Source organism: Chondromyces crocatus (genome assembly GCF_001189295.1).
GTDB lineage: Bacteria > Myxococcota_A > Polyangia > Polyangiales > Polyangiaceae > Chondromyces > Chondromyces crocatus.
This window is the reverse complement of record NZ_CP012159.1, coordinates 6,132,071-6,156,384: the sequence shown is the minus strand read 5'-3', so window position 1 is coordinate 6,156,384 and position 24,314 is coordinate 6,132,071. Positions and strand designations below refer to the sequence as shown.

Here is a 24,314-nt window from a genome sequence, read left to right as displayed (position 1 = left end):
GCCACCAGGTTCTCGGGACCGTTCAAAGTAGGAAGGGCTGAGGGGTCGGTCATTGGCTTTATGAGTCGCGAGTCGGAGTCGAGCGCGACGCCGGCATCGGCCATATGCCTCGCCGCCGTCATCCCTATTTACCGTGGTCCACCGGACCGAGTTCACCATTCATGATCGCCCGGACCCGGCGCCGGAGCGGAGCGAGGTCACCTGCCTCCCTCCGCGCGGCGTGCTCTTCCGCATAGCGGAGCCGTTCGATGGCGTCGAGAGCGCGCTCGTCCTTTGCCGAGCCCCGACAGGTCGCCGCAATCCCATCCCGGTGGCTCCACTCGGGGTCGAGCGCGTCCCGAAAGCGGGCAATTGCAGCGTCTTCCCCGTCCGTACCAGGAGCGGCGTCCCGGGCCCGCTCCACGGCTCGAGCCAGCGCCAGCAGCCCGTTTTGACAGGTTCCGTAAGGAGAAGGGCTCACAGGGAGGAAAAAGACCTGCCGGACGATCTGCGCGGTGGCGACGACGATGACCACGGCCGCGAGGCCGTAATAGAGGACCATCGCAAGCCGGCGGCCGCGCACGCGAGCAGACAGGCGGGGAGCAGGGGCGGACATGGTGCACGTGCCGCTCTTCAGGGGTGAAGAGCGCTGGCTTCCCTCCTTATCTATCCTTGCCGCTCCACGCCAGGGGTTGGGTGCAAATCTGCGGTGCCCAGGGATGGCAGAGGGCCTTTCCCCCCTGCCATGGGGGTCCTCGGCCGCGCGGCTCTCCTCGTGGTGCCCCTCCGTTGCCGGTCCCGCCCCGCCACGGCGGCTCGGGGAGCCATCGGAGCACCGCTACCGCGCCAGGGTCTTCACCCTTCCTCTCGTGATGAGGCCGCACCAGTGCTATCAACCTGCCCGACGCGCCGAAGGCGACGAATCTACCGATGGGCTGGAACGGCGAACAGCGGGTCGGGCGTCGTCGGGGCCCCGGGACGGGAAAACTGAGCTTGGCAGCGCTGGCGCTCGCCGCGGCGTGGCCTGCCCGCGCCTCGGCCGATTCGCTTCCGACCAACGATTATGCGCTGGACCTGTTCCAGGGTCCGATCCTCGCGCCGCTCCGGGTCACGGGCATCTCGGGCGCCTATGCGGGGTATGCGGAGGGGATCCCCGGCATGGTCGTCAACGCAGCGGCACCTGCGCTGCGTGAGCCTTTCAGCATCGGCTGGGTGGACTACGACATCGGCGGCTCGATCTCGATTCCCCTGGAGATGTTCGAGAACAACGACTTCGACAACAGCGGGACACGCGACGCGGACTACTCGAACTTCATCTACGGGACGTTCGGCGCCATGCTCCAGATCGGGCCCTTCGGGGCTGGTGCCAACGCGGACATTTCACGCTACTCGCTGGAGTTCGGCGGGCAGCGCAGCGCCGTGACCCTCGGCCGGTATCACATCCTCGCCGGGATGCATTTCTTCAACGGCCAGTTCGTCGTGGGGGGCGGAGCGCGCGCCGTGACCCTCGGCATCGACGCTCCGGAAGCAACCCTCACGCTGGCAGGCATCGCCCCGCAGTTCGGCTTCATGGTGCGACCCGACTGGTCGTCGTGGCGTTTCGGGGCAACCTACCGGATGCCGGTGGACGGAGGCACCTTCCGACTCGGCGACGATCAGGCGGTCAGCGTCGGCGGTGTACGGCGCGCGGGCGCGCTGGTGCTCCCAGATCGCGCCGTGCTCCCCTGGGAGCTGGAGCTCGGGCTCGCCATCCAGGTCGGCCCCCGCCCGCTCAATCCCCAGTGGCTCAACCCCCTCGAAGAGGAACGGGCGCTGCGCGAGGAACGGGCCGCGGCACGCGCAGCCAGAGATGCACGCTGGGTGGAGGAGCTACGTGACGCCGAGACGCCCGAGGCGCGACAGGAGATCGAGAAGCGTCACGCCGATCTACGGAGACGTGAAGCCGCGAGGGAAGAGGCCGTGCTCACGCGCTCTTACAACGCCCTGAAAGAAGACCGCCGCACGCGCGCGAAGAACTGGCCCCGCGAGCATCTCCTCCTCACGGCCGCACTGCTCGTGAGCGGCCCGGTGCACCGCGGCGTCAGCATGGAGTGGTTCCTGCGTGGCAACGCACCGGATGAGCCGTCCAAGGTCGGAACCTCGGGAGCAGCCGTCAACTTTTCCCCTCGGTTCGGGATCGAGACGGAGCCGATCCCGAACCTCATTGCGACCCGACTCGGCAGTTATTACGAGCCGAGCAGATTCGGCCGTGTCGGCCGACAGCATTTCACGTTCGGCGCGGACCTCAAGATGTTCAGCACGACCTTCTGGGGGTTGGTGCCAGAGGTGACGTATTCTTTGCGTGCAGCCATGGACTTTGCGCCCAGGTACGAGAGCGTCAGCCTCGGCCTTGGTGTGTGGCGCTGACAGGGGCGGATGATACTGCCCGGCCGACGGCGCCCTCCGGCGGTTCGACGAGCCGACTGTTAAGAATTTTTGTTCTCCCCTCTCTCGAACCTTTCTCCCTTGTCATCCCTCCGCTGAAGGAGCATCGAATTCGCCTCATGCGCCGACGCTCCGTCGCCTCAAGCCTGCTCGCCACGTCGCTGCTCGTCCTCACCGCGCCAGCCCTCGCGCAGCCGGCGTCCGCGCCGACGATCGGGGCACAGCCGGACCGCGCACAGCCGCCCGCAGCCAAGCCGCCGCAGGCCGACCCGACGGGAACCTTCGCGGCGCCGTCGAGCACTGGCGTCTCCCAGGAGCTGTCCGGGTTGCGTCCCCTGAACATCGACGATCCCGACCTCAAGTCGGTCCCCCCGGCGACCCGGGTGCTCAGCAACTGGCGTGACGCGGTCACGCTCGTCGAGGCCCGATCTCCCGATCTGGTCATCGCCATCCAGGAGATTGCGCGCGCCGAGGGTCTCGCACGTCAGGCGCTCGCCCAGGCCCTCCCCGCGATCAACGCTTCTGGCACCATCAACCAGTCACTCATTCCCGGGACGAGCTTCGTCCCCGGCGTCGGCCTGGTCGAGCAGCGGCTCACGCAGCTCAACACGGGGATCAGCATCTCGCAGCCGCTCCTCGCGCCCCGCGTCTGGTACGGCGTCGGGACGGCCAAGCTCCAGACCGAGATCGCGAGGATGACCGCCGAGGATCAGCGCCGGGTGACGTTCGCTACCGTCGCGACCGGTGTGGTCAACGTGGTCACGGCGGAGCGGGTCTCGGAGATCAACCGGGTCGGGCTCCGGGGAAGCCTCGAGCTTCTGGAACTCACCCGTCGTCGCGCCGACCTCGGCACCGGCACCAAGCTGGACGTCGTGCGCGCCGAGCAGGATGTCGCTGCAGCGCGCTCGCAGATCGTCAGTGCCGACGAGTCCCTTCGGAAGACGCGCGAGGCACTCGGCCTCGCCCTCGGGTTCAAGGATGCGTATGGCGTCGAGCCGAACCTGTCGCTCAACGACGTCGAGTCGTCCTTGCGGACGCTCTGCTCCCCAGGGGACATCGGCTCACGCCCCGACGTACGCGCCGCACGCGCGCAGCTCGACCTGACCGCACGAAGCGTGACGGATGCCAAGCTCGCATTCGCACCCACGGCCACCCTCTCCAGCAACACCACCGTGAGCCACGTCGTGCAGAGCGAGTTCACGAATACCCAGTGGTCCATCCAGGCCTTGCTCACCATCCCTCTCTGGGACGGTGGCGCCCGGTACGGCATGCTCAAGAGTGCCCGCGCCCAGGTCGAGCAGCAGAAGGAGCGGCTCGGTGTCGTCGAGCGTGCCGCGGCCGTGGAACTGACCCAGGCCAGCCGTGGGATCGAGGTGGCCGAACAGTCGCGGCGTGTGGCAACCGCCGCGCGCGATCTCGCCGCAGAGACCACGCGTCTCACCCGCGTCGCCTTCGAAGCCGGCACCGCCACGAGCTTCGAGCTGGTGCAGACGCAACAGCAGCTCCGGCAGCGAGAGCTGGAACTTGCACTTCAGGAGTTCGAGGTGGTCCGGGCGAAGATCTCTTCCTTGCTCGCCTCCGCAAACTGTCAGCACTGAACGCGAGGCGTCGCCACCGCCCAGACTCGTGCCGCACCGCGGCGCTTTTCCCTGGCAGCCATGAAACGCCTTCGTATCATCGCGGCGCCTCAGGACCTCTCCTGGCCCTCGTCGTGCCAGGGAGTCGATGCCCGGCAGTTCCGGGCATGAGGTGGATTGCGACGAGGAGGCGTTTCAGCGATGGCCAACTATCCCCCCGGCGGCTTCGGCCCCCCTGGTGCACCTCCTGGCGGAGGTTATCCTCCCGGCGGAGGTCCGCCCGGAGGCGGATATCCCCCTGGAGCTGGAGGGCCTCAGCAACCCCAGCAAGGTTATGGCGCTCCGCCCGGTGCACCTCCCGGTTATGGTCAGCCCGGCGGCTTTGGTGGCCAGCCTGCTCCTCCGCCAGAAGGTTATGGCGCTCCGCCGGGTGCGCCTCCGGGCTACGGACAACCCGGTGCGCCTCCAGGCTACGGACAACCCGGCGCGCCTCCAGGCTACGGACAACCCGGCGCACCTCCAGGCTATGGTCAACCTGGACAACCCGGTGCGCCTCCGGGCTACGGACAACCCGGTACGCCTCCAGGCTATGGGCAACCTGGCCAACCCGGCGCGCCTCCCGGTGGATTCGGCCCTGGCGGAGCCCCTGGAGGATTCGGTGGCTCCGAGGGCCAGCCCGGAGGCTATGGACAACCCGGCGCTCCCCCGGGGGGTTTCGGTGGTCCTGGCGCCCCCCCCGGTGGCTTTGGTCCCCCCGGTGCTCCGCCGGGTGGCTTTGGTCCCCCCGAGGGCCAGCCTGGCGGTTACGGCCAGCCAGGGGCCCCGCCTGGCGGGTTCGGCCCCCCTGGAGGATTCGGTCAACCCGGCGGTTTCAGCGGTGCCCCGGCGCAAGCTCCCGGCGCCACCCCTTCCGCCGCGCAGAGCCCCCTCAAGAAGATCCTGGTCGGTGTTGGTCTCGTGGCCTTCCTCGCCCTCGCTGCCGTCGTTGCCTATTTCGCCTCTCGTCCCACGCTGCGTATCGTGAACGTGACCGGAACCGACGGCCTCACCATCCTCGTGGACGAGAAGCCCGTCGCCGAGAACGTGAAGCACACCGCCACCGAGAACGAGAAGCTCGTCGCGCAGGTCACCTTGTCGTCGGGCCCGCACAAGATCGAAGCGAAGGACGCCAGCGGGAAGGTCCTGGAGAGCTTCACGATCGACATCGACTTCGGCGGGAGATACCTCTACGCGCCGGCCCGCCCCAAGGGGACTTGCTTCTTCGTCCAGACGGACGAGTACAAATCCAGCCCCAGTGCGGACTCCTCCGTGAAGGACCGCTTCAAGGCGCTCGACAAAGACCGCACGATCTGGAAGGTCGAGTCCATCGACTACTGGTTCCAGGACTCGCCCGAAAGCGTCACCATCAAGACGAAGAAGGGCTCGTCGTCGGGCAGCGTCATCAAGCGCTCTCTCCGACAGGCCGCCTGCGACGATCCGGATTTCGCGGACTGAGCTCCCCTGCCGCCGAGGCGCGCTCCGGTCCTCTCACACGGACCGCTCCAGCGCCTCCGCGGCCTCATCGAGACGAACGAAACGCTTCCCCGCCCGCGTCAGCGTCTCGACGAACGCCGACAGCGCTGCCATCCGCGCCTCGACGGGTGTGTGCAGCTCGGGCTGATGCGCTCTCAGCGCTTCCAGTCCATCGCTTGCATCGAGGAAATCCATCCCATGCAGCTCGAGCTGGACCAGCGGCTCCCCTCGGCAGGCCAGCGCAAGCAAACGCGCTCCCGTCTCGCCCACGCCCCCCACGCTCGTCCCGATCACGGGTAGACGAGCCCAGGGCGTCACCTGGATCGGCAGCTCCACCACGCTCCGATCCCCACGCTTCCACCACGGATACCCTGGCCTGTACGGTCGCGCTGGCGCGAGCAGAACACGCGGTGAGCCCAGGATGGCCGCCGATCGGAGGTTTCGTGCGCGCTGCACGGCGAGGACGGCTGCCTTGGCGCCGTAGTAGGTCGGGCACGGGAACACCGAGCTGTCCCAGGCCACCCCCTGCTCTTCGAGCGCGTCGAACACCGCATCGTCGATGGTGTAGCCAGGGGCCCGAAACCCTGTCGGAGTGCGCCCGGTCACCCGCGCGATCGCCTCGGCCCCTCGCGCGATCTCCTCGTCGATCTGCGTCCGCGGTAGCTGGGTCAGATCGTAGCGATGATGAAACGAGTGGTTCTCGACCGCGTGGCCTGCGGCGCTCAGCGCACGGAGGGCATCGCCGCTTGCCGGACGGTCGAGATCCTCACCGACCGCAAACAAGGTGACCGGAATGTCATGCGCAGAAGCGAACGACGCGATCCTCTGGAGAGCCGCGTCGTACACCGCGTGAGCACCGCCAGCGCTGGCGGTGAGGGCATGGATGGCGAAGTAGTGGTGGACCTCGTCGAGGTCGATCGACACGGCTGCGAGCCCCCCCCGCATCCGGACCTATCAGCCGCCGGCCATCTTCGCGACCTCGGCCGCAAAGTCGTCCGTCTTCTTGACGATCCCCTCGCCACGCTCGAACCGCACGAAGTGCGTCACCGTGACGCTCCCGCCAGCCGCCTTCTCGGCGTCGGCGCGGAGCTTCTCGATGGTCTGCCCAGAGAGACCACGCGATGCGGCCTCCACGGACTCCTGCTCGAGAAGCACCGCCTCGGAGTACCACTTGTTGAACTTGCCCTCGATGATCTTGGGCCAAGCGTTCTCGGGCTTCGGCTTGGGATCCTCGCGGAGCTGGCCCTCGAAGATCTCCTTCTGCTTGGCCTTCGACTCGTCGTCGATGTCCTCGCGACGAAGCGCAACGGGGCTCATCGCCGCCGCCTGCATCGCCGTGTCCTCGAGGAACTTCTGCACCTCGGGGTGAGCCGCGACCTCTGCGGTCGACGTCTCCACGGACACGATCACGCCGATCTTCCCGCCCAGGTGGACGTAAGCCGTCGTCGCGCCGTGCTTCCCTTCCGGGATCTCCACGACGCCCCAGCGCCGCGCATCGATCTTCTCGCCGATGCGGCCCGTGAGCTCCGTGGCGGTGTCGGCAATGGACTTGCCGTTGTCCAGCGTGAGCTGGCCGAGCTCGGCGCCGGCGGGCGCCTTCTCGGCAGCAGCGAGCACCTGGCCGACGAACTCGCGGAAGTTGTCGTTCCGGGCAGCGAAGTCGGTCTGGATGTTGACCTCGACCAGGGTCGCGCGCCGCTTGTCCGAGGACACGGACGCGCGGACCTCGCCCTCGGTCGCTGCCGCGCTGGCCTTCTTGGCGCTCTTCGCGAGACCCTTCTTGAGGATGATCTCGACCGCCTTCTCCATGTCCCCGTCAGCTTCGACGAGGGCACTCTTGCAGTCGCTCATCCCCGCCTGGGTGCGCTCACGAAGTTCCTTGATCGCCTGCGCGTTGATGCCGGCCATACTCTCTATCTCTCCTTAGAAACGAACGACGAACGTGAACTCTCGGGTGGAAGCGCTGACGCTACGCCCCGGCTCAGGAAGCCGAGGGGCCGCGGTCGCCACCGCGGCCGCCACGGCCACCACCGCGCGAGCCCTGGTAGACGCTGAAGTCATCGCGACGACCACCGGGCGGCGGCTGCGAGCCGTGCCCGTCGCCGAAGTCGCGGCGGCGGTGCGAGCCCTCGATGCAGGCGTCCGCAATACGAGCCGTGATCAGGCGGATGGAGCGGAGGGCGTCATCGTTGCCGGGGATGATGTAGTCGATGAGGTCCGGGTCGCAGTTCGTATCGGTGATGGCGACGACGGGGATGTTGAGCTTCCGCGCCTCGCCCACCGCGATTGACTCCTGGTGCGGATCGATGACGAACATCGCCGCCGGCAGGCCGCCCATGCCCTTGAGGCCGCCCAGGTACTTCTCCAGGCGCTCGCGCTCCTTCTCGAGGCGCACGGTCTCCTTCTTCAGGAGCTGCTCGTAGGTACCGTCTTCCTTCATCCGCTCCACCGAGCGGAGGCGCTCCAGGCCCTGCTTGACCGTCCGGAAGTTCGTCAGCGTGCCGCCGAGCCAGCGGTTCGTGACGAAGTACATCCCGGCCCGACGAGCCTCCTCTTGCACGATCTCTTGCGCCTGGCGCTTCGTCCCCACGAAGAGGACGTGGCCGCCACGCGCCACCGCGTCGGTGAGGAAGTCGTACGCACGCTTGAACATCCGGACCGTCTGGTCCAGGTCCACGATGTGGATGCCGTTACGTGCGCCGTAGATGAAGGGCCGCATCTTCGGATTCCAGCGCTTGGTCTGGTGGCCGAAGTGCACGCCCGCATCGAGCAGCGAGCGGAGCGGCAACGGGAACTCGCCGGGCGCGACGATGTTCTGGGTCGGAGTCAGGGCGGCCTGCATGGTTTCGGCCGCGGGGGCTTCGGTCTGGCTGATCTCGGTCACGGCTGTGTCCTTTCGGTTGTTCCGCCGCTCCCCACCCCGCAGCCAACCCTTGGTTTCGATCGTTTCAGGCGACCGAAGCTGGGCACCGGGCTCGGGTCCTGCCGTGTGACAGGGGAGCGTGTGGATTTTACTGGACCTTCGCTGGCGGGAGGCCAACGAAAGGGGCGGCACACCTAGCGCGGTCGACCTACCGTGTCAAGCACGAGCGGGAGGTGTCTTCGCCTTCCGATAGCGGGATTTTCGCACGTTTTTCGCCCTGGCCACGCCCGGTGCACCCCACCTGACCGGGTGACCGGGTTATCCTGCCCGCCGTGCTTCGCCGCGTCCTTCAGGTGCTTTCCACCCCGCGCCGACACGCCTCGCCCCGGCTGCTGCCGTCGGTGGTGGTGAGCGCGACGCTCGGACTCCTCGGGGCTTGTATCGCCTCGGCGCCCGAGGGAATCCGACGTCAGACGGATCAAGACGAAGATCCCGACCTCATCGAGCCAGGTTCCCCCACCGGAGAGCGACCGCCGCTCCCTCCGACGTCGGATCCGCACGCACTCCTCGGAGCCGATCCCCCGCACGGCCCGTTCACGGGTGGTCAGCGTGTCCTCATCCAGGGAAGCGGGTTCACCTCATCGGTCCGCGTGTGGTTCGGCGATACCGAGGTCGATCCCGCCTCGGTCATCCCGGTCGATCCGGGCCGCGTCCAGGTCGTCGCGCCGCCAGGCAGCGCAGGCGCCGTGGCCCTCACCTCGCAGAACGGCGACGACAGCTCGACCCGCCGCTCACTCCCGGGCGGGTACACCTATGACGCCCTCTACGCGGTCCCCAACGCGGGGCCAGTCTCGGGAGGCAATGTCATCGAAATCTACGGCCACGGAACGAGCTGGGACGGGAGCACCATCGCTCGCGTCGATCAGAAACCCTGCGATCCGCTCGTGGTCGACAGCCCGGAAAAGCTGCTCTGTACCGTCCCCAAAGGCACCCCTGGCACCAAGACCGTGGCGGTGTCGACGGGTGACGTCAGCCACCTCGTGCTCGACGGTTACAGCTACGAGGACAGCGAGAATGGGTTCAAGGGTGGCCTGAGTGGCCTTCCGCTCGATGGCAAGCTCAAGGTCCTCGTCTTCAACAACTTCACAGGCGACCCCATCCCGGCCGCGCGGGTGATCGTCGGCACCGATCTCGCGAGCGCGCTGGTGCGCGAGACGGACGCGAGCGGCGTCACCCTCATCGAAGACGCCTCGCTCGACGGTCCCCGCACCGTGTCGATCGCTGCGACCTGCCACAGCCCGATCTCGTTCGTGGATGTCCCGGTGAACACGGTGACCGTGTACCTCGACCCCGTCCTCACACCGGCGTGCGCCGAGACGTTCGGCAACCCGCCCCCCGTGGGCGGCAACGCCGTGTCACCCGGCCTGATCGAAGGCGAGCTGGTCTGGGACACGATTCACGAGTTCCAGAAGGGTGACTGGCTGAACATCCCGGAACCTCGGGGCCCGAACGAGCGGCTCGCAGCCTACGTCATGCTCGTGAACAGCGACGCGAGCGGCTCGTTTTACCTCCCCTCCCCCACCAGTGCCATCACCCCCGACTCGGCTGGCTCGAACGGGTATGGGTTCAGGCTGTATGCGACAGGTAGCAACAGGGCGTTGTATGCGCTCGCCGGCATCGAGAACCGCACCGTCAGCCCTCCCCGCTTCACGGCCTATGTGATGGGCGCCGTCCGAGGCGTGCCCGTCGCTCCCGGCGTCACGACACGCGGCGTCTACATCGCCATGAGGAAGACGCTCGATCAGGCGCTCGTGATGGACATCAGCTCCCCGTCGCCCGGCCCCAAGGGGCCCGATCGCATCCGCGCGAGCGTGTCGATCATGTACGGCAACGATGGGTACATCAACCTTCCGGTCGGCGTTCAGACGCCACTCATCCCCTTCAATGGCCAGCTCTCCTTCGTCGGCCTCCCGGCGCTGACCGGCGACCTTGCGGGCGCGGTGTACGTCTCCACGGCGCGTGCGGTGACTGGCCCTGGAGGACTGGCCCCCATGTCGGTGGTCGGCCGCCTGCTCACCACCACCACCAGCCAGCGCGTCGTCATCGACGACTTCGTGGGGCCCCCTGTCCTCCAGAGCCCTGCGATCAACACGAACTGGAACGGCACCCACCTCTCTCTCACCTACGCGGGGGGCTCGCCCGTCGACATCAGCGTCTACGACCTGGTGAGCGGCAACGGCCTCCTCCGCTGGACGGTCGCCGTTCCCGCCGCTGCCCACTCCATCCAGCTCCCTGACCTGCGCGCTCTGGGTCTCCTCCATGGCGCCCTGCCCAGCGGCCCGGTCACCATCGGCGTCTACGGCGGTCGCGTCGACGGCTTCGACTACGCCAAGCTGCGCTACCGCGACATCCGGCCGGCGGGCATGAAGGCTTACAGCACCGACTCCTTCAACGCGCACCTCTGATGCACGGTCGACGCCTCGCCGCACTGTTCTTCACCGCCTTGATCGTCCCGAGCTGCTTCGATCGCAGCGTCCGCTGGGACCTCGAGGAAGGGCCCCCGCCCAGACCCGTCTGTGACGACGGCGAGGTCCGCTGCCATGGCTGGCTGCACCAGCGCTGCGAGCTGCTCGGCGCCCAGCTCACCTGGGTCACCCTCGACGACTGCTCCACCCGCAGCTTCGTCTGCGGCTCACCGGAGCTCGGCTGCGTCGCCTGCTATCCAAACGAGAATGCCTGCCAGGGCCAGGATGTCGTCGCCTGCAACGCCGACGGCAGCTTCGGCGCTCGGGTCACCACCTGCGATCCTTCGACCGGGGCTGCTTGCCGCAATGGCGCTTGCCCTCACCTCTGCCAGCAGGCCGGGGAGCAGCGGAGCAACGTCGGTTGCGAGTACTGGGCCGTCGATCTCGACAACGCCGTCATCGACGCCACCAGCAATGCCGCCGCACAGCAGTTCGCGCTGGTCATCTCCAACCCCCAGCCCGACATCCCCGTCGTCGTCCGCATCTTTCAGGACGACGGCCAGCCCGGGGACGAGCCCGCCCCCCTCGAGATCGCCAGCGCCGTGATCGCCCCGCTCAACCTGCGCGTGTTCAAGCTCGGCCCGCGCGAGGTGGATGGCAGCCCGGAGGGCGAGTTCAACACCGGCACGCACACTGCGCTCACCCGCCATGCCTTCAAGGTCACCTCGGACTTTCCCGTGGTGGCTTACCAGTTCAACCCGCTGGAGAACGTCAACGTGTTCTCCAACGACGCCTCCTTGCTCAAGCCGCGTGAAGCCCTCGCCTACAGCGGCGCGATGGGCTTGTCGTACGTCGTGGCGAGCTGGCCCCAGACCATCGCCATCACGGACGATCCCAACACCAACTTCAGCTCGACCAACCCCACCAACCTCCGCGCGTTCCTCACCATCGTGGGGACGCAGGCCGACACCCGCGTGCGCGTCACGACCACCACCGCCGTGGTACCGGGCGGACCGGTCGCGGAGACGCCTGCCGGGGGTGTCATCGAGGCGACGCTGGGCGCCTTCGACGTCCTCAACCTCGAAACGGGCGACTTCGTCGCCGATTTCACTGGCTCCACCATCGAGTCCAACGCCCCCATCGCCGTGTTCGTTGGTGGCGAAGCGTCCGATGCGCCGACCTTTGCGACGCTCGCGAGCAGACGCTGCTGCGCCGACCACCTGGAAGAGCAGCTCGATCCCGTCCGCACCGCCGGGAAGCGCTTCGCGCTCGCCCACTCACCGAGCCGCACCGTCGCCGTCAAAGCCGCCGGCGCGCAGATCGATCCCATCCCGGAGCCCGAATACGTTCGCTTCGTCGCCGCCACGGCCAACGGCGCGACCATCCGCACCACCCTGCCAGCTCCTGACGACGTCCTCACGTTGACCGGTCGAGGCTCCTTCAGGGAAGTCACGGCCTACCGCGACTTCATGGCAGAGAGCGACGAACCCGTCCTCGTGGCGCAGGTCATGGCCAGCCAGGATGCCGCGGGCGTCAGGACGGGACTACCCGGCGGCGATCCGAGCCTGCTGATCTTCCCCCCCATCGAACAGTTCAGGCCCGACTACGTGTTCCTCACCCCGGACAAGTATGCCTTCGACTTCGTCACGGTGATCGCTCCTCCGGACGCGCTCGTCACCCTCGACGGCGCCACGCTCGGCCCGGAGTACTGCGAGGTGACCCCCGCCGACGGGCTCACCGCGACAGAGCGCGGGCGCAGCACACCGCCGCTGATCGTCTATCGCTGCCAGCTCAGCTTCCCCGTCATCGACCCTCAGAAGACGTCGCCGGACAACGTCCTCCCTGGCCAGCAGAACGACGGCGTGCATCGGGTGCTCGCGTCAGTTCCGGTAGGCGTCATCGTCACCGGCTTCGACACGTACGTCAGCTACGCCTACGCGGGCGGCACCGAGCTGAAGACGATCGCCCCCCCGCAGTAGCGCCCCCGCGCCACATGGAAGCGGCGCGGGCATGGCCCTCGAGCGTCACAGCGCCTGGCAGTACTCGTCCTGGGACGTCACGGAGTGGACGCCGACGTTGGAAAGCTTGCGGATGACGAACTCGCTCTCCCCCACCACGGAGGAGGCCTCGGGGTTCCAGTCGTAGGTGTAGCCGAGCCGCGTCCAGGGGTAGCCGTTCTCGCCGTAGGAGATCGACTTCTGGTGCTCGATCCAGTCGATGTGCTCCTGAGGCGTCCCGTTGGGGAAATCGAGCTCGGCGCGGGTGTCGTCGATCTCCGGATCGGGAGACGGGCGGAACATGTCGTCAGCATCGACCCACAGCTCCACGATGCGGTTCTTCCCGTTGTTGGGGGGCAGGCCCATGCGCTGCTCCAGCCGCAGGTTCAGCGCATCTCCTTGCAGTCCCGTGCTCCGACAGAACGCCTGGAGCTCGCGCCCCGGCGTCACCCACACATCGGGACCGAGCCCCGTATCCGTACCGATGATGTTGTCGTAACCGTCGTAGCTGGTCCACGTGACCATGAGCACGCGGCCCATGTTGTCCCGCTCCAGATCCACATTGGCCAGCGAGATGGGCGTCAACGTATCGACGATCTCGCTCTCCTCGGCCACCGCGGCGTCGGCGACGGCATTCCGGTAGAGCGTGGCGAGATCGGCCTCCCCTCCACCTTCACCTCCCGTGCCTCCCGTACCGCCATCACCACCAGCACCGCCGCTCGCGCCGCTTCCCCCTTCGCCGCCTCCGCCGCTGCCGCCGCTGCCACCGCTGCCACCATCATCGCCGCCGCAACCGACGAGCAGGGTGAATGCACAGCCGAACAGCAGCCCGAGATGTCGATGCTTCATCATGCGTCTTCTCCAGAAAATAAGCGCCGAGGGTCACCGCGCATGCGCGCGACCGTGGGGCTCCACAGGAGATCCGCACCGACCGCGCTCCGAGCGCCAGGCGAAGCCTAGTCGCGTTCGGAGACTGCGAGAAAAAGAATGGCAACGATTCCGGCCTTCTGGATGCGGTCGTCGTGGAATCCATCGTCCTTCCCGCAACCCCCGCGCGCATGCATCGACGCCTCAGTCTATCCAGAGCGTATTCGCGGAAGGATCGGCCGGATCGTAGAGCACCGTGAGTTCCTTCCCCTCGAGGGCCCGCTCGACCAGGGAGCGGTCGAGGTGGGACAGACGGCCGATGTGGGTCGTCCCGTGTGCATCGAACTCCCACACCACCTCGAAGGGATGCTTGTTCCCGATCGAGGTCGCCTTGTCGAAGTCACGGCGTAGCAGCCGCCCCGGTGCCGGCAGCCCGTGTCGGAATGCGCGCTCCTGAGCACTTCGAGCGCGAAACCCGAGCACGAGAAGCGACACCCCTCCGACGCTCCAGCCGACCCCGTAAAAGAGCAGCGGATGATCGTTCAGAAAGTCACCCCCCGAGGCAGGTTCGAGCCCCGAGAGCAGGCTGACGACGAGCCCGAGCACCAGCAGAACCGCGCCGGCGAACAGCTGCGTCTTGCGGCTCCCGTGACACGCAAAGATGAGCTCTCGGGCCAGCGCCGATGGTGCCCTCGGTGCGCGAGGAACACGCAGATGCGCCTCTCTGTACGGGCCGCTCGAGCCTGTGGAAGGAGAGAGGTCGGAGAGGGCACTCATCCTCGTGAGGCTACCACGCAAGCGGTCTCCCGGACGATCCCACGCTCTGTGGACTCGACCTCACCGTCGCGCGGCCCCGGGCACGCGCTCACTCGAACCAGACGGTGTTGATGCTCGGCTCGTGCTGATCGTAGAGGACCGTCACCTCCGGCCCTGGCAGAACGCGACCGAGCAGCTGAGCATTCATGTGGCTCACGCTCCCTCGGTAGCGATGCTGATCGACCTGGAACTCCCAGACGATCTGGTAGGGGTGGCTGCCGTTGATCCGGATGCTCGTGTTCGGCCCACGCTTGACGATCAGCCCGGTCGTGGGGATGCCGTGCGTGAACGCGCGCTGATTCCGGCGGAGTCCGCGAAGCGCTGCGATCATGAGCACCGTCCCCAGCGACGGGAAGATCAAAGTGAGTGCACCGAAGTACCCGAACGACGACGCGGTCGTCCCCTGGACGCGGGCCCACGCGGGCACCAGCGGAAAGACCTGCACGGGAACCACCGCCCCCTCCCGCGCAGCGAGGATCATCTGCGATTCCAGGGTCGAGCTGGTGGCCTCGTACGTCGAGCGCCCCACGCGGTAGCTGAACGTGATCTCGGTCGGGTTCCGGTGGTTGATCGACACCGAGTGATTCACCTCGGTCCGCACCACCGTCCCCTGCACACGCACCCCGCTCACGTCGAGGGCCACATCCATCGGCAGACGCCAGCAGAAGACGGTGGACATCACCGTCCCGATCACCAGGAACGCCCCGCCGACCCACAGGGATGCACCGCGGGCCCCATGAGCAGACAAGAGGACCGCATGCGCGAGTGGCGTCGGGATGCGCGGAGGTCGAGGGACCCGATCGTGGGCCGTTCTGTAAGCGCCCCAGAGCGGGGCGGCGGGTCCCGGAGGCTGGTTCATCCTCGAAAGGTAACCCGGGTCGCCGCCTCCGCCTCACAACTCCTGCAGGAACCGTCCGTTCCTTCTCGATGAATGCCTGACCTCCTCGTGGCTCACCCGCGTCGAAGGACGGCGAGGGCGCTCTCGGCGAGGCTCCCAAGCACCAGCATCCCAGGCGCCTCGGCCACCCCGGTGACCATGTGGAACTGCTCACCAGGACCCTGTAGATCCTGCACGATCGTCCCCTCCTCATCGATCGCCAGGACCCACGTCGTCCGGGTGACGTCAGGCTGCAACTTCTCGGGCAGCGCCCAGACGACCTTCCGCACGATGGGTGGCAGGCCGAGCAACCGATCCAGCATGGGATCACGCCCGTTCGCCATGGCGATCCAGATCCGCCCATCGAGACCGCGGGACATGTTGTCCGGGAAGCCGGGCAGGTTCTCGACGAGCACCTCGCGCCGCCCCTCCCGTGGGCCGCGCAGCCACAGCCGCGTCAGCTGGTAGCGCCCCGTCTCCGCCACGAGAACGGCGGTCTCGTCGTGCGTGAGGACCACCCCGTTCGCGAAGTGGAGCCCCTGGAGCAGCACCTCCACCTTCCCCTGGGGGTCCAGGCGAAACAGACGCCCCGAGCCCGTGTGTTCCAGGATGTCTGCCTTCCAGTGCTCGAAGCCGAAGCGCTGCGTCGACTCCGTGAAGTACAGCGTCCCGTCGCGCGCGGCGGTGACGTTGCTACAGAACCGCAACGGTCTACCGTCCACCCGATCCACGAGCACCTGGAGCGCACGTGTCGCTGGATCGAGGCGGAGCAACCCCCGGTGGGGATCGCAGATGAGCACCGCGCCATCGGGCAGGATCTCCAGCCCGAGGGGCCGACCGCCGGTGTTCGCCACCGTGATGATGTGAGATCCATCAGGGCTCACCCGCAGGATGCGGCCGTCGCCGAGTCCGGTGTAGATCCAGCCCTCGGCATCCACCACCACGTCCTCGGGTCCACTGCCTGGCAGCGGCAGCAAGGTGAGCGGAGGCAGCGGCTCCTGGCTCGCGCGCTGCGTTGCGCGGGCCGGCGCTGGCGGCGCGTGCCAGACGACGGGTTCGATGCTGGGCCTGGGGAGGGTGGAAACGACGCGACGCATGGTCCGGGAGAGGCTAGCAGCGTGGCATCTGGTGTATCGTCCCCCGCCATGCGCCGGTTCGAATTCGTGCAAGGGTCGAGTGCCAAGTTCTGGATGACCGACGTGCAAGGCAACGCCTTCGTCGTCGTCTACGGGCGGCTGGGCACCTCCGGGCAGCGCAAGGAAAAAGATTTTCCCTCACCGGATGCTGCGCGCCGTGAGATGGAAAAGAAGATCGCCGAGAAGCTTCGCGAGGGCTACCAGGAGGTCAGCGCCACGGCCGCCGCGGCAGCTCCTGCGGGAGCCAAGGGGGCCGCGGCTGCCGCTGCGCCGCTCGAACTTCCGCCTCGGCTGGTGCAGCGCGAAGCGACCCCGGAGCGGATCCAGGCGGCCATCGAGTCCCTGAACGGTCTCGCCGCCGCACGCGGACGCCGGAGCTGGGCCCTGAACCGCCGCTTGCAGCACGCACGTCGGGCGCTGGAGCGGATCGCGGGCGTCGTCCCCTCGGCTCACCCCGCGCTGGAGCGCGCGCTCGATGGCGTCCTCGAGCGGGTCATCGCTCCGCGCGCCGGCGATCGCGTGCCCCTCGTGGGTGCTCTCCAGCTCCTGCTCCAGGTCGACGCTTCCGCCTTCGCCAAGGTCATGGACGGCCTCTGGAAGCTTCCGCCTCCCGGTCACCCGACCGCCCCAGCCTTGAAGCTCGCGAGCGAGCAGCTCGGCGCCCTCAACGACCCGGAGCTCTCGCTCCGCATCATCGCGCTCTTGCTGTCCAGGCCGGCTGCCCCCGCCACCGGCTGGAGCTTGCGCTGGCGCAAGATCTCGCCTCACCTCGAGGCTTACCTCGCGCGCTCGGGCAGCTCCCTCAAGAAATACCTCGGCAGCATCGATCCCTCCGGGGATCCCCACCTCACCGGCCGCATCGAGGCGATGCGCGCGGGGTGACCCCGCACGAGCCCCTCGGAGCAGCTCCGAGGGTCCCTCGTCAGCGCGACATCGCTCGGCTGCTCGACCCGCTCACCCCTTCAGCCCCCCGAGTCCATCGAGAAGGCGGCGGAGCTCCTCGACCTGCGCATCGCCGAGCGGCAGGAGCGGCGCCCGCAGTGGCCCCACAGGTATCCCGAGCAAGGTGAGCCCCGCGGCGATGACCCGGGGCAGCCCGTGCGCCGTCATGAAGCGCAAGAGCGGAAGCTGCCGGTGAAAGAGCGCCCGCGCGCCGACGAGATCCTGTCGCATCACGGCCTCGTAGAGCCCGATGTTCAGCTCCGGGGCGAGCTGCGGGGCCGCCGTGCACCAGCCGCGGGCTCCTGCCACGAACGCGGCGAGCGCGAGCGGATTGCTCCCGTTGTAGAACGCCACCTCCTCTCCGCAAAGCTGCACGAGGCGGTGCATGCGGTTCACGTCGCCCGTACTCTCTTTCACCATCGACACGTTCGGAATCTCCAGCAGCCGCGCGATCACCTCGGGGCTCAGATCGAGCCCCCCCGTGGCCGGGTTGTTGTAGATGGCGATCGGAAGGGAGACCGCCGCCGCGACACGATCGATGTGCCGCACGATCTCCTCTTCGGTCAGCTTCCAGTAGCTCATGGGCAAGACCATGATCGCCGTCGAACCGGCCCGCTCCGCGAAGCGCGCGTGATGGATCGTCCGCTCCGTGGTCAAGCTGGAGACCCCGACCAGCGTCGGCAACCGCCCGGCCACCTGCTGCACCGTCGCCTCGGTCACGGCCTCGCGCTCCTCGTCGCTGAGGTACGGCAGCACCCCCGTGCTCCCGAGTGGCGCGATCCCGTGGACGCCAGCCTTCACCATTCGCTCCACCAGCTGACGCAGCAGCGTGAGGTCCACACGGCCGTCTTCCTGGAAGGGGGTGATCGGATACGCGACGATGCCTCGGAGAGGCGCATTCTTCGGGACGCTCATTGCGCACCTCCGCCTGCGAAGCGCACCGAGGACGACGCGCCCTCGCTCGACCCATGCCTGTCCGGCGAGACCGGCGACGCGCCCGAGGCCTGCACTGCGCCCGAGGCCTGCACTGCGCCCTCTTCAGCCGGCTCGTGGGGAGCATCTCCGAGCTGGTCCCCTCGATCCGGCACCTCTTCACGGAGCGCGATCCCACCCAGGTTCTGGAGCATCGGCGCGTTCTCGCAGGCCAGGTAGCGCGCCACCGTCGTCCCCGTGTTCACGTGGTTGTGCCACGCCCACACCGGCACGTAGACCGCATCGCCCTGCTTCCAGGAGACGCGCCTCCCGCCGATGTACGAGTACCCCTCGCCCTCCAGGATGTAGACGAGCGTCTCGTACGTGTGCCTGTGCCGGTTCGACGACTGCCCCGGATCGAGCCAGCCGATGGTCATGCTGATGGCGTGGCTCGGAAGATCCACGAAGAACACGGGGTGCTTCCGTGCCCGCGAGTACTCGTCCTTGGGGCCCTCCTGCTCGACCTGGGGATGAGCGAGCCGCTCCGGCATCACCACCTGAGGCCGCGGCGGTGTCCTGTGGAAGTCGGCCGAGCTGTACTTGCGATCGCCTGAGGAACTCATCGCTGTCCTTCCCGTCGTCGTGGGCCGACGACTCCATCGGTCGTGGGACCGACGATCCATGCTCCTTTCGTAATTGCGAAGTGGTCCCCCTGGAGGCTCCAGTTCGTAGATGGTAAGGGGTCCAGCCATGCGGCGTCCCTGGCGCGTCGACCTCGTGCTCGACAGCGACTCTCGCGTACCCCTGTACCAGCAGCTCGTGCAGGGCATCGTCCGCGACATCCGACGTGGCCGGCTCGTCGCTGGCGATCCGTTGCCGGGGTCGCGCACCATCGCCACCTCCCTCGGCGTCACCCGCAAGGTGATCGTCACCGCCATCGACGAGCTGGTCGCGCAGGGCTGGCTGGTCACCGATCCTGCGCGCGGCACCTTCGTCTCGACGGCCCTCCCCGAGCACGCCGTCGCGGATGCTCGTCCTCGGAGCAAGTCCCTCTCGACGAGCACGGCACGGCCCGAGCCACCCCGGATCCACCTCGGCGATGGGTTTCCAGACGCCCGCCTGGCTCCCCTCGCACCGCTCGCACGCGCCATGCGCCGCGCTCTCCTCGCGCTCGGCCGGAGCGGCCAGGGGTACGGCGATCCTCGGGGCGATGGCTCTCTCCGGGAGGTCCTCGCCTCCTTCCTCAACCAGGCCCGCGGTCTCTCGGTGACGCCCGAGCAGGTCTTGATCACCCGCGGGAGCCAGATGGCGCTCACGATGGCGGCGCTCACGCTCCTGCGCTCGGGCGATGCCGTCGCCGTCGAGAGCCCAGGGTACACCCCGGCATGGGACGCCTTTCGCTTCGCTGACGCCGACATCGTCCCCGTCCCCGTCGATGAAGAAGGCCTCGTCATCCCTGCACTGGATGCAGTGCTCGCGCGTCGCCAGATCCGCGCCGTCTACGTCACGCCGCACCACCAGTACCCCACCACCGTCTCGCTCTCCGCAGCGCGACGGCTCGCCCTGCTGGAGCGCGCAGCCACCCACCGCTTCACCGTGATCGAGGACGATTACGACCACGAGTACCACTTCGAAGCGCGCCCGCTGCTCCCGCTCGCGAGCACCGATGGCCTCGCGCGCGTCGTGTACGTCGGCTCCCTTTCCAAGCTCCTCGCGCCTGCGCTCCGCGTCGGTTACCTGGTCGCGCCCTCACGGCAGATCGAGAACGCCGCCCGACGACGCGCCGTCATCGATCGTCAAGGCGACATCGTCCTGGAGCGCGCCGTGGCCGAACTGCTCCAGGACGGCGAGCTCCAGCGCCACGCCCGGAAAGCGCGCGCCATCTACCGCCAGCGTCGCGACGCCATGATCGCTCGCTTTCACGCCGACCCACGCCTCGCTGACGTGATCACCGTCCACTCTCCGCCAGGTGGCCTCGCGCTGTGGCTCCGCATTGCCGAGGGAATCGATCTGGAAGCGTGGCGCCAGGCCGCCTCGGATCGCGGGCTCCTCTTCACGCCAGGCCGCCATCACACCCTCGGCCCCCACCTCCAGGCCTTCCGCGCAGGCTTTGCTGCCCTCGACGAGCAGGAGCAGGCGACCGCGCTCCGGCTGCTCGCGCTCTCTCTGCCGCCACGGACCCGCTAGTTCGAGGAAGTCCTCGCTCGAACCGCGCGTCCGTCGACCCGGTACAAATGGCGCCTCCCTCGTGGGCATCGAACGCGATGCCACGCCCGGCGAACGCACCACCTCGACCGCAACCCCCCGCCGTTTCGCCTCGGCCAGAGCACCTGCACACCTGTAAAGCCGCATCAGGCCTCTCCCTGAGCCGCACACAACGCGCGACCTGCGACCGGGGCGTGCATCGGAACGTGTGGAGCGAACCATCGGCATGGGGCGGTCACACGTGCGTGGCCCATTTCGTGATGGGCACGACGAGACTCACCAGCGATCGCCGTGGTCCAAGCCGGTTCTTCATCAACTCGGGGGATCTAATCAGATGTATCAGCGGCTCATCTTCTCGCTTTCGACGGGACTCGTCGCGCTCGCGTGCGGGTGCAGCAGCAGCGGAGACGGAGACGGAACCGGCGGTGCGGGCGGCACTTCGGGTGGCACGGGCGCGAACGGCGGCGGCACGGGCACCACGGGCACCATGGGCACGGGCGCGAACGGCGGCGGAACGAGCGACGTGTGCGCCATCGCCAAGCACGGCGCTCCCATCAGCACCGCCAAGGGCACCGCTCCCTCGATCGTCGCGATGGCTGACGGTTACGCCGTCGCCTGGGCCGACACGAGCAGTGCAGACGGCGACATCCTCCTTGCACTCGTCGGCGCAGACGGCAGCGTCCACAAGCGCGTCCCCATCGCCACCGGGCCCGAAGTCTCCTCTCACGTCAGCATCGCCCACGTCGGAGAGGACCTCCTCGTCGTCTGGCAGGACGACGAGGGCACGGGTAGCGTCGTACGCGCCCAGCGTCTCGAGCCGGATGGCTCGCTCTCCGGTGGCGTGGTCGACCTCGCCCAGAGCGCCGTCCAGGAGTCGTGGCCCGTCGCTGGAGGCACCAGCAACGGTGCCGCCGTCGTGTGGATGGACCAGGGCGGCGGACGCCTCGGCCTCACCAACGCAGCGGGCGCCGTGAGCAGCACGGTACCAGTGAATGGCGCTCGCTTCCCTGGCCTCTCCACCGAGGGTGAGCAGATCGGGATCGCCTGGAGCGAAACCACGACCCTCGGCTTCGGCCGCCCCGACGGCAGCGGCGTCATGACGCCCCTCCATCACGATGGCGTCGCCGCCATGATCACCCGCGTCGCCCTCGGCGATGGCGCAGGCTACGTGTTCTGGGAAGACGGCCGCGCTGGCGAGGGCTCCGAGCAGATCTACGCGCTCCGCGTCGCGCCCGACGGTGCCGTCGGCAGCGAGATGATCGTCCCCTCCGCCGGGGGCAGCGCGAACTGGCCAGCGCCCGTCTGGACGGGGACTCACGTCGCCGTCGCGTACTATCAGTTCCGCGAAGGCCCGCCGTCGGTCTTCCTCGAGCTGCTCACGCCCGACATGAAACCTGCGGGCGTCGACATGGAAGTCAGCGGCGACGCGGCTGCCCGCTTCCCTGCCCTTGCCTGGCACCCTGTCCACAAGGAGCTCGCCGTCACTTACGCCGAGCGCGACGGAAACATCTACCTCACCACCGTCTCCTGCCCCTGAGCGCACGCCAGCAGAGGCGGCCCGGCCCGGCGCATGCAGTCTGGCCGGCGTGGTCCTCTTCTCCTGCGCACTGGCGTTCCTCTTCTGCACAGCGATCCTGTGCAGCTACCGGATTCGACTGGCTCTCGCCGGCCGTCCCGACATGCCGCGCCTGGGGGCCTCCCCGGGCAGCGCCCTCCTTCCAGGCTGGATCGTCGAGGCCTTCTACTGGTCCTTTCACGCCCCGGCCCGCGCGCTCGTCCGGCTCCGCGTCGACCCAGACGCCCTCACCTACCTCTCGCTCGTCTTCTCGATCGCCAGCGCGCCCCTCCTCGCGCTGGGCCACTTCGAGCTCGCGGCTGCCATCCTCATCGCTGGCGCCGTGCTCGACGCGCTCGACGGGATGGTCGCGCGCGCCCGAGCCTGCGCGTCTCCAGCAGGCGCCGTCCTGGACTCGTGCGTCGATCGCGTCTCCGACGCGGCGCCCCTCGCGGGCCTCGCGCTCTACTACCGGGAAACCCTCCCGGCGCTCACCATCACCCTCATCGCCATCGTCGCCTCGTCGCTCGTCAGTTACGCCCGCGCCAAGGCCGACATCTACCGCCTCACGCTCCCCAACGGCCTGATGCGCCGCCACGAGCGCCTCGTCTACCTCATCGCCGCGCTCATCGTCGGCCCCCTCTGGCCCACCCTCGCCATCACCGGCCCACTTCCGTACCCCGTCATCCTCGGCGTCGTGGCGCTCATCGGCGGCGTCAGCCTCATCGCCGGCTCCACCCTCGTCCACCGCACCCGCGTGGCCCTCGCGCCCCTCGCTCGCGGGGCCGCCGTGACGCCCGGCATCCCTGGCCCGAGCCCCGACCCGCAGCCCCTACCCGGCCCGGATCCCGTCCCCGTCCCCGATCCCAGCCCGATCCCCAACCCCGCCCCCGAGCCCGATCCCGCGCCGATCCCCAGCTCGATCCCCACGCACACCGCGACGCTCCTCCCGAGCCCCCCGGTCCCGGGTCTCCCGTCGCTCAGTGCGCGCCTTCCGAACGCACTCCGCCTCGACGTCGCGCCTCCCTCCTCGAAGACGGCGCCCCGCCTCGTACCACCACCCTCGTCGCGGTCCGCGCGCGCCACGCGCCTCGCCACCCGGCGGCTCCCCCTCTCCCCTCAGCCTTGCGCCACCACCACGCACCTCAACGCGAACCGCGTGCGCGGCCGCATCCAGACCACCACCTGAACGCTCTCCGGGCATGATCCAGCATGCCCGCAGCCTCTGGGGTGCCCTCTGGTGGCTGCCCCCGCTCCCGTGGCTCGGGTACACCCTCGCCCTCACCGCAGCAGGCCTCGTCCGCTGGGACCACCTCGTCATCACCGCGCTCGTCGTCGCTGCCGCGTACGCCAGCCACAGCACGCGCCGCTTCTTCCTGCACGCGCTCCCCCTGCTGCTCCTCGTGCTCGTCTTCGACTCGATGCGCTACTGGATCCACCTCGGCGTCGACGGAAGCAGCATCCTCACCTGCTCCCTGCGCGACCTCGAGCGCACCCTCTTCGGCGTCCGCGTCCACGGCGAACGGCTCACCCCCAACCAGCTCCTCGCGCGCCTCCAGACCCCGCTGCTCGACGTCCTCTGCGCCGTCCCTTACGGCCTCTACCTCTTCGTCCTCTGCGGGCACTTCCTCTACCTCTACTTCGCGGACTGCAACGCGGCGCGCAGGCTCGCCTGGATCGCCTTCGGCACCCACCTCCTCGGGTTCGTCACCTACCGCCTCCTCCCTGCGGCTCCCCCCTGGTACGTCGACGCGCACGGCTGCGCCGCCGATCTCGCCGCCACGAACAGCCCCGCCGGCCTCACCCGCGTCGACGCCTTGCTCGGTGTCGCCTATTTCCGGGACCTCTACAGCCGCGGCGCCACCGTCTTCGGCGCCCTGCCGTCCCTGCATGCCGCCTACCCGTTGATGGGCCTGTTCGCGACCTACCACCGCGCGAGCCTCCCCTCACGCGCACTCCAGATCGCCTACGCCGCGCTCATGGCGTTCGCCGCGATCTACCTCGATCACCACTGGCTTCTCGACGTGCTGCTCGGCGTCCTCTACGTCGCCCTCACCGCCTTCGTGGTGACGCACCTCCTGCGCGAGACCGAGACCACCCATGTCGGCTGCAATACGTCCCCCGATGCGAGGCCAGCGCACGAGCTCGCGCGAGCCTCCTCGCCCTGACGTCCTGAAGGCCTGCTCC

The 24,314-nt window shown here is 68.5% G+C and carries 20 protein-coding genes; 10 read left to right on the top strand and 10 right to left on the bottom strand.

Annotation, left to right across the window (positions count from 1 at the left end; genetic code table 11):
• Window positions 1-124: 124 nt before the first annotated feature.
• Window positions 125-595 carry a hypothetical protein gene (locus tag CMC5_RS22530; protein WP_245677697.1) on the bottom strand — a complete coding sequence of 157 codons (471 nt, stop codon included), beginning with the start codon at window positions 593-595 and terminating at the stop codon, window positions 125-127.
• 314 nt (window positions 596-909) lie between these two features.
• On the opposite strand from CMC5_RS22530, the gene CMC5_RS22525 reads away from it, so the two are divergent.
• From CMC5_RS22525 to CMC5_RS44835, 3 genes are all read left to right on the top strand, one after another.
• Window positions 910-2,385 carry a hypothetical protein gene (locus tag CMC5_RS22525; RefSeq protein WP_050432349.1) on the top strand — a complete coding sequence of 492 codons (1,476 nt, stop codon included), beginning with the start codon at window positions 910-912 and terminating at the stop codon, window positions 2,383-2,385.
• A gap of 137 nt (window positions 2,386-2,522) precedes the next feature.
• Window positions 2,523-4,001 (top strand): TolC family protein, encoded by a 1,479-nt coding sequence (locus tag CMC5_RS22520; RefSeq protein WP_050432348.1) that lies wholly within the window; start codon window positions 2,523-2,525, stop codon window positions 3,999-4,001.
• Window positions 4,002-4,181: 180 nt separating this feature from the next.
• Window positions 4,182-5,474, top strand: a complete 1,293-nt coding sequence (locus tag CMC5_RS44835; protein ID WP_156338805.1) for a hypothetical protein — start codon at window positions 4,182-4,184, stop codon at window positions 5,472-5,474.
• Between the two features lie 33 nt (window positions 5,475-5,507).
• Here the strand turns inward: CMC5_RS44835 and CMC5_RS22505 are convergent, their stop codons facing one another.
• The 3 genes from CMC5_RS22505 to rpsB form a co-directional block, all read right to left on the bottom strand.
• A complete protein-coding gene (locus CMC5_RS22505; RefSeq protein ID WP_245677696.1) occupies window positions 5,508-6,416 on the bottom strand; it encodes a polysaccharide deacetylase family protein in 909 nt (302 codons plus the stop codon).
• A gap of 30 nt (window positions 6,417-6,446) precedes the next feature.
• A complete protein-coding gene (gene tsf, locus CMC5_RS22500) occupies window positions 6,447-7,400 on the bottom strand; it encodes a translation elongation factor Ts (protein ID WP_050432344.1) in 954 nt (317 codons plus the stop codon).
• 73 nt (window positions 7,401-7,473) lie between these two features.
• A complete protein-coding gene (gene rpsB, locus CMC5_RS22495; protein ID WP_281180712.1) occupies window positions 7,474-8,376 on the bottom strand; it encodes a 30S ribosomal protein S2 in 903 nt (300 codons plus the stop codon).
• A gap of 311 nt (window positions 8,377-8,687) precedes the next feature.
• On the opposite strand from rpsB, the gene CMC5_RS22490 reads away from it, so the two are divergent.
• Together CMC5_RS22490 and CMC5_RS22485 are read left to right on the top strand one after the other, a co-directional pair.
• The gene (locus CMC5_RS22490) at window positions 8,688-10,820 is read left to right on the top strand and encodes an IPT/TIG domain-containing protein (protein ID WP_245677695.1); all 2,133 of its coding nucleotides are present in this window, start codon (window positions 8,688-8,690) and stop codon (window positions 10,818-10,820) included.
• Window positions 10,820-12,799 carry an IgGFc-binding protein gene (locus CMC5_RS22485; protein WP_050432343.1) on the top strand — a complete coding sequence of 660 codons (1,980 nt, stop codon included), beginning with the start codon at window positions 10,820-10,822 and terminating at the stop codon, window positions 12,797-12,799. Before CMC5_RS22490 ends, CMC5_RS22485 begins: the two co-directional genes overlap by 1 nt.
• A 45-nt stretch (window positions 12,800-12,844) precedes the next feature.
• Here the strand turns inward: CMC5_RS22485 and CMC5_RS22480 are convergent, their stop codons facing one another.
• The 4 genes from CMC5_RS22480 to CMC5_RS22465 all read right to left on the bottom strand — a co-directional run bounded on the left by CMC5_RS22480 (window position 12,845) and on the right by CMC5_RS22465 (window position 16,474).
• A complete protein-coding gene (locus tag CMC5_RS22480; protein ID WP_082362707.1) occupies window positions 12,845-13,669 on the bottom strand; it encodes a hypothetical protein in 825 nt (274 codons plus the stop codon).
• A gap of 219 nt (window positions 13,670-13,888) precedes the next feature.
• The gene (locus CMC5_RS22475; protein ID WP_050432342.1) at window positions 13,889-14,461 is read right to left on the bottom strand and encodes a DUF3592 domain-containing protein; all 573 of its coding nucleotides are present in this window, start codon (window positions 14,459-14,461) and stop codon (window positions 13,889-13,891) included.
• Window positions 14,462-14,549: 88 nt separating this feature from the next.
• The gene (locus tag CMC5_RS22470; RefSeq protein ID WP_050432341.1) at window positions 14,550-15,359 is read right to left on the bottom strand and encodes a DUF3592 domain-containing protein; all 810 of its coding nucleotides are present in this window, start codon (window positions 15,357-15,359) and stop codon (window positions 14,550-14,552) included.
• 92 nt (window positions 15,360-15,451) lie between these two features.
• Entirely contained in the window at window positions 15,452-16,474 is a 1,023-nt protein-coding gene (locus CMC5_RS22465; RefSeq protein WP_082362706.1) for an SMP-30/gluconolactonase/LRE family protein, read from the bottom strand.
• Window positions 16,475-16,522: 48 nt separating this feature from the next.
• Between CMC5_RS22465 and CMC5_RS22460 the strand changes: the two genes are divergently transcribed.
• Entirely contained in the window at window positions 16,523-17,395 is an 873-nt protein-coding gene (locus tag CMC5_RS22460; RefSeq protein ID WP_050432340.1) for a WGR domain-containing protein, read from the top strand.
• Between the two features lie 72 nt (window positions 17,396-17,467).
• Here the strand turns inward: CMC5_RS22460 and CMC5_RS22455 are convergent, their stop codons facing one another.
• Both CMC5_RS22455 and CMC5_RS22450 read right to left on the bottom strand, forming a co-directional pair.
• Window positions 17,468-18,370 (bottom strand): dihydrodipicolinate synthase family protein, encoded by a 903-nt coding sequence (locus CMC5_RS22455; RefSeq protein WP_050432339.1) that lies wholly within the window; start codon window positions 18,368-18,370, stop codon window positions 17,468-17,470.
• A complete protein-coding gene (locus tag CMC5_RS22450) occupies window positions 18,367-18,990 on the bottom strand; it encodes a cupin domain-containing protein (protein ID WP_082362705.1) in 624 nt (207 codons plus the stop codon). The genes CMC5_RS22455 and CMC5_RS22450 overlap by 4 nt, the downstream gene beginning before the upstream one ends.
• Before the next feature lie 127 nt (window positions 18,991-19,117).
• On the opposite strand from CMC5_RS22450, the gene pdxR reads away from it, so the two are divergent.
• The 4 genes from pdxR to CMC5_RS22430 all read left to right on the top strand — a co-directional run bounded on the left by pdxR (window position 19,118) and on the right by CMC5_RS22430 (window position 24,295).
• Complete coding sequence (gene pdxR, locus CMC5_RS22445) at window positions 19,118-20,554, top strand: MocR-like pyridoxine biosynthesis transcription factor PdxR (RefSeq protein ID WP_082362704.1); 1,437 nt, start codon at window positions 19,118-19,120, stop codon at window positions 20,552-20,554.
• 352 nt (window positions 20,555-20,906) lie between these two features.
• On the top strand, window positions 20,907-22,109 hold the full coding sequence (locus CMC5_RS22440) for a hypothetical protein (protein WP_050432338.1): 1,203 nt from the start codon (window positions 20,907-20,909) through the stop codon (window positions 22,107-22,109).
• A 49-nt stretch (window positions 22,110-22,158) separates the two neighbouring features.
• The gene (locus CMC5_RS48615; RefSeq protein ID WP_050432337.1) at window positions 22,159-23,316 is read left to right on the top strand and encodes a CDP-alcohol phosphatidyltransferase family protein; all 1,158 of its coding nucleotides are present in this window, start codon (window positions 22,159-22,161) and stop codon (window positions 23,314-23,316) included.
• 13 nt (window positions 23,317-23,329) lie between these two features.
• Window positions 23,330-24,295 carry a phosphatase PAP2 family protein gene (locus CMC5_RS22430; RefSeq protein WP_050432336.1) on the top strand — a complete coding sequence of 322 codons (966 nt, stop codon included), beginning with the start codon at window positions 23,330-23,332 and terminating at the stop codon, window positions 24,293-24,295.
• The last annotated feature ends 19 nt before the right edge of the window (window positions 24,296-24,314 follow it).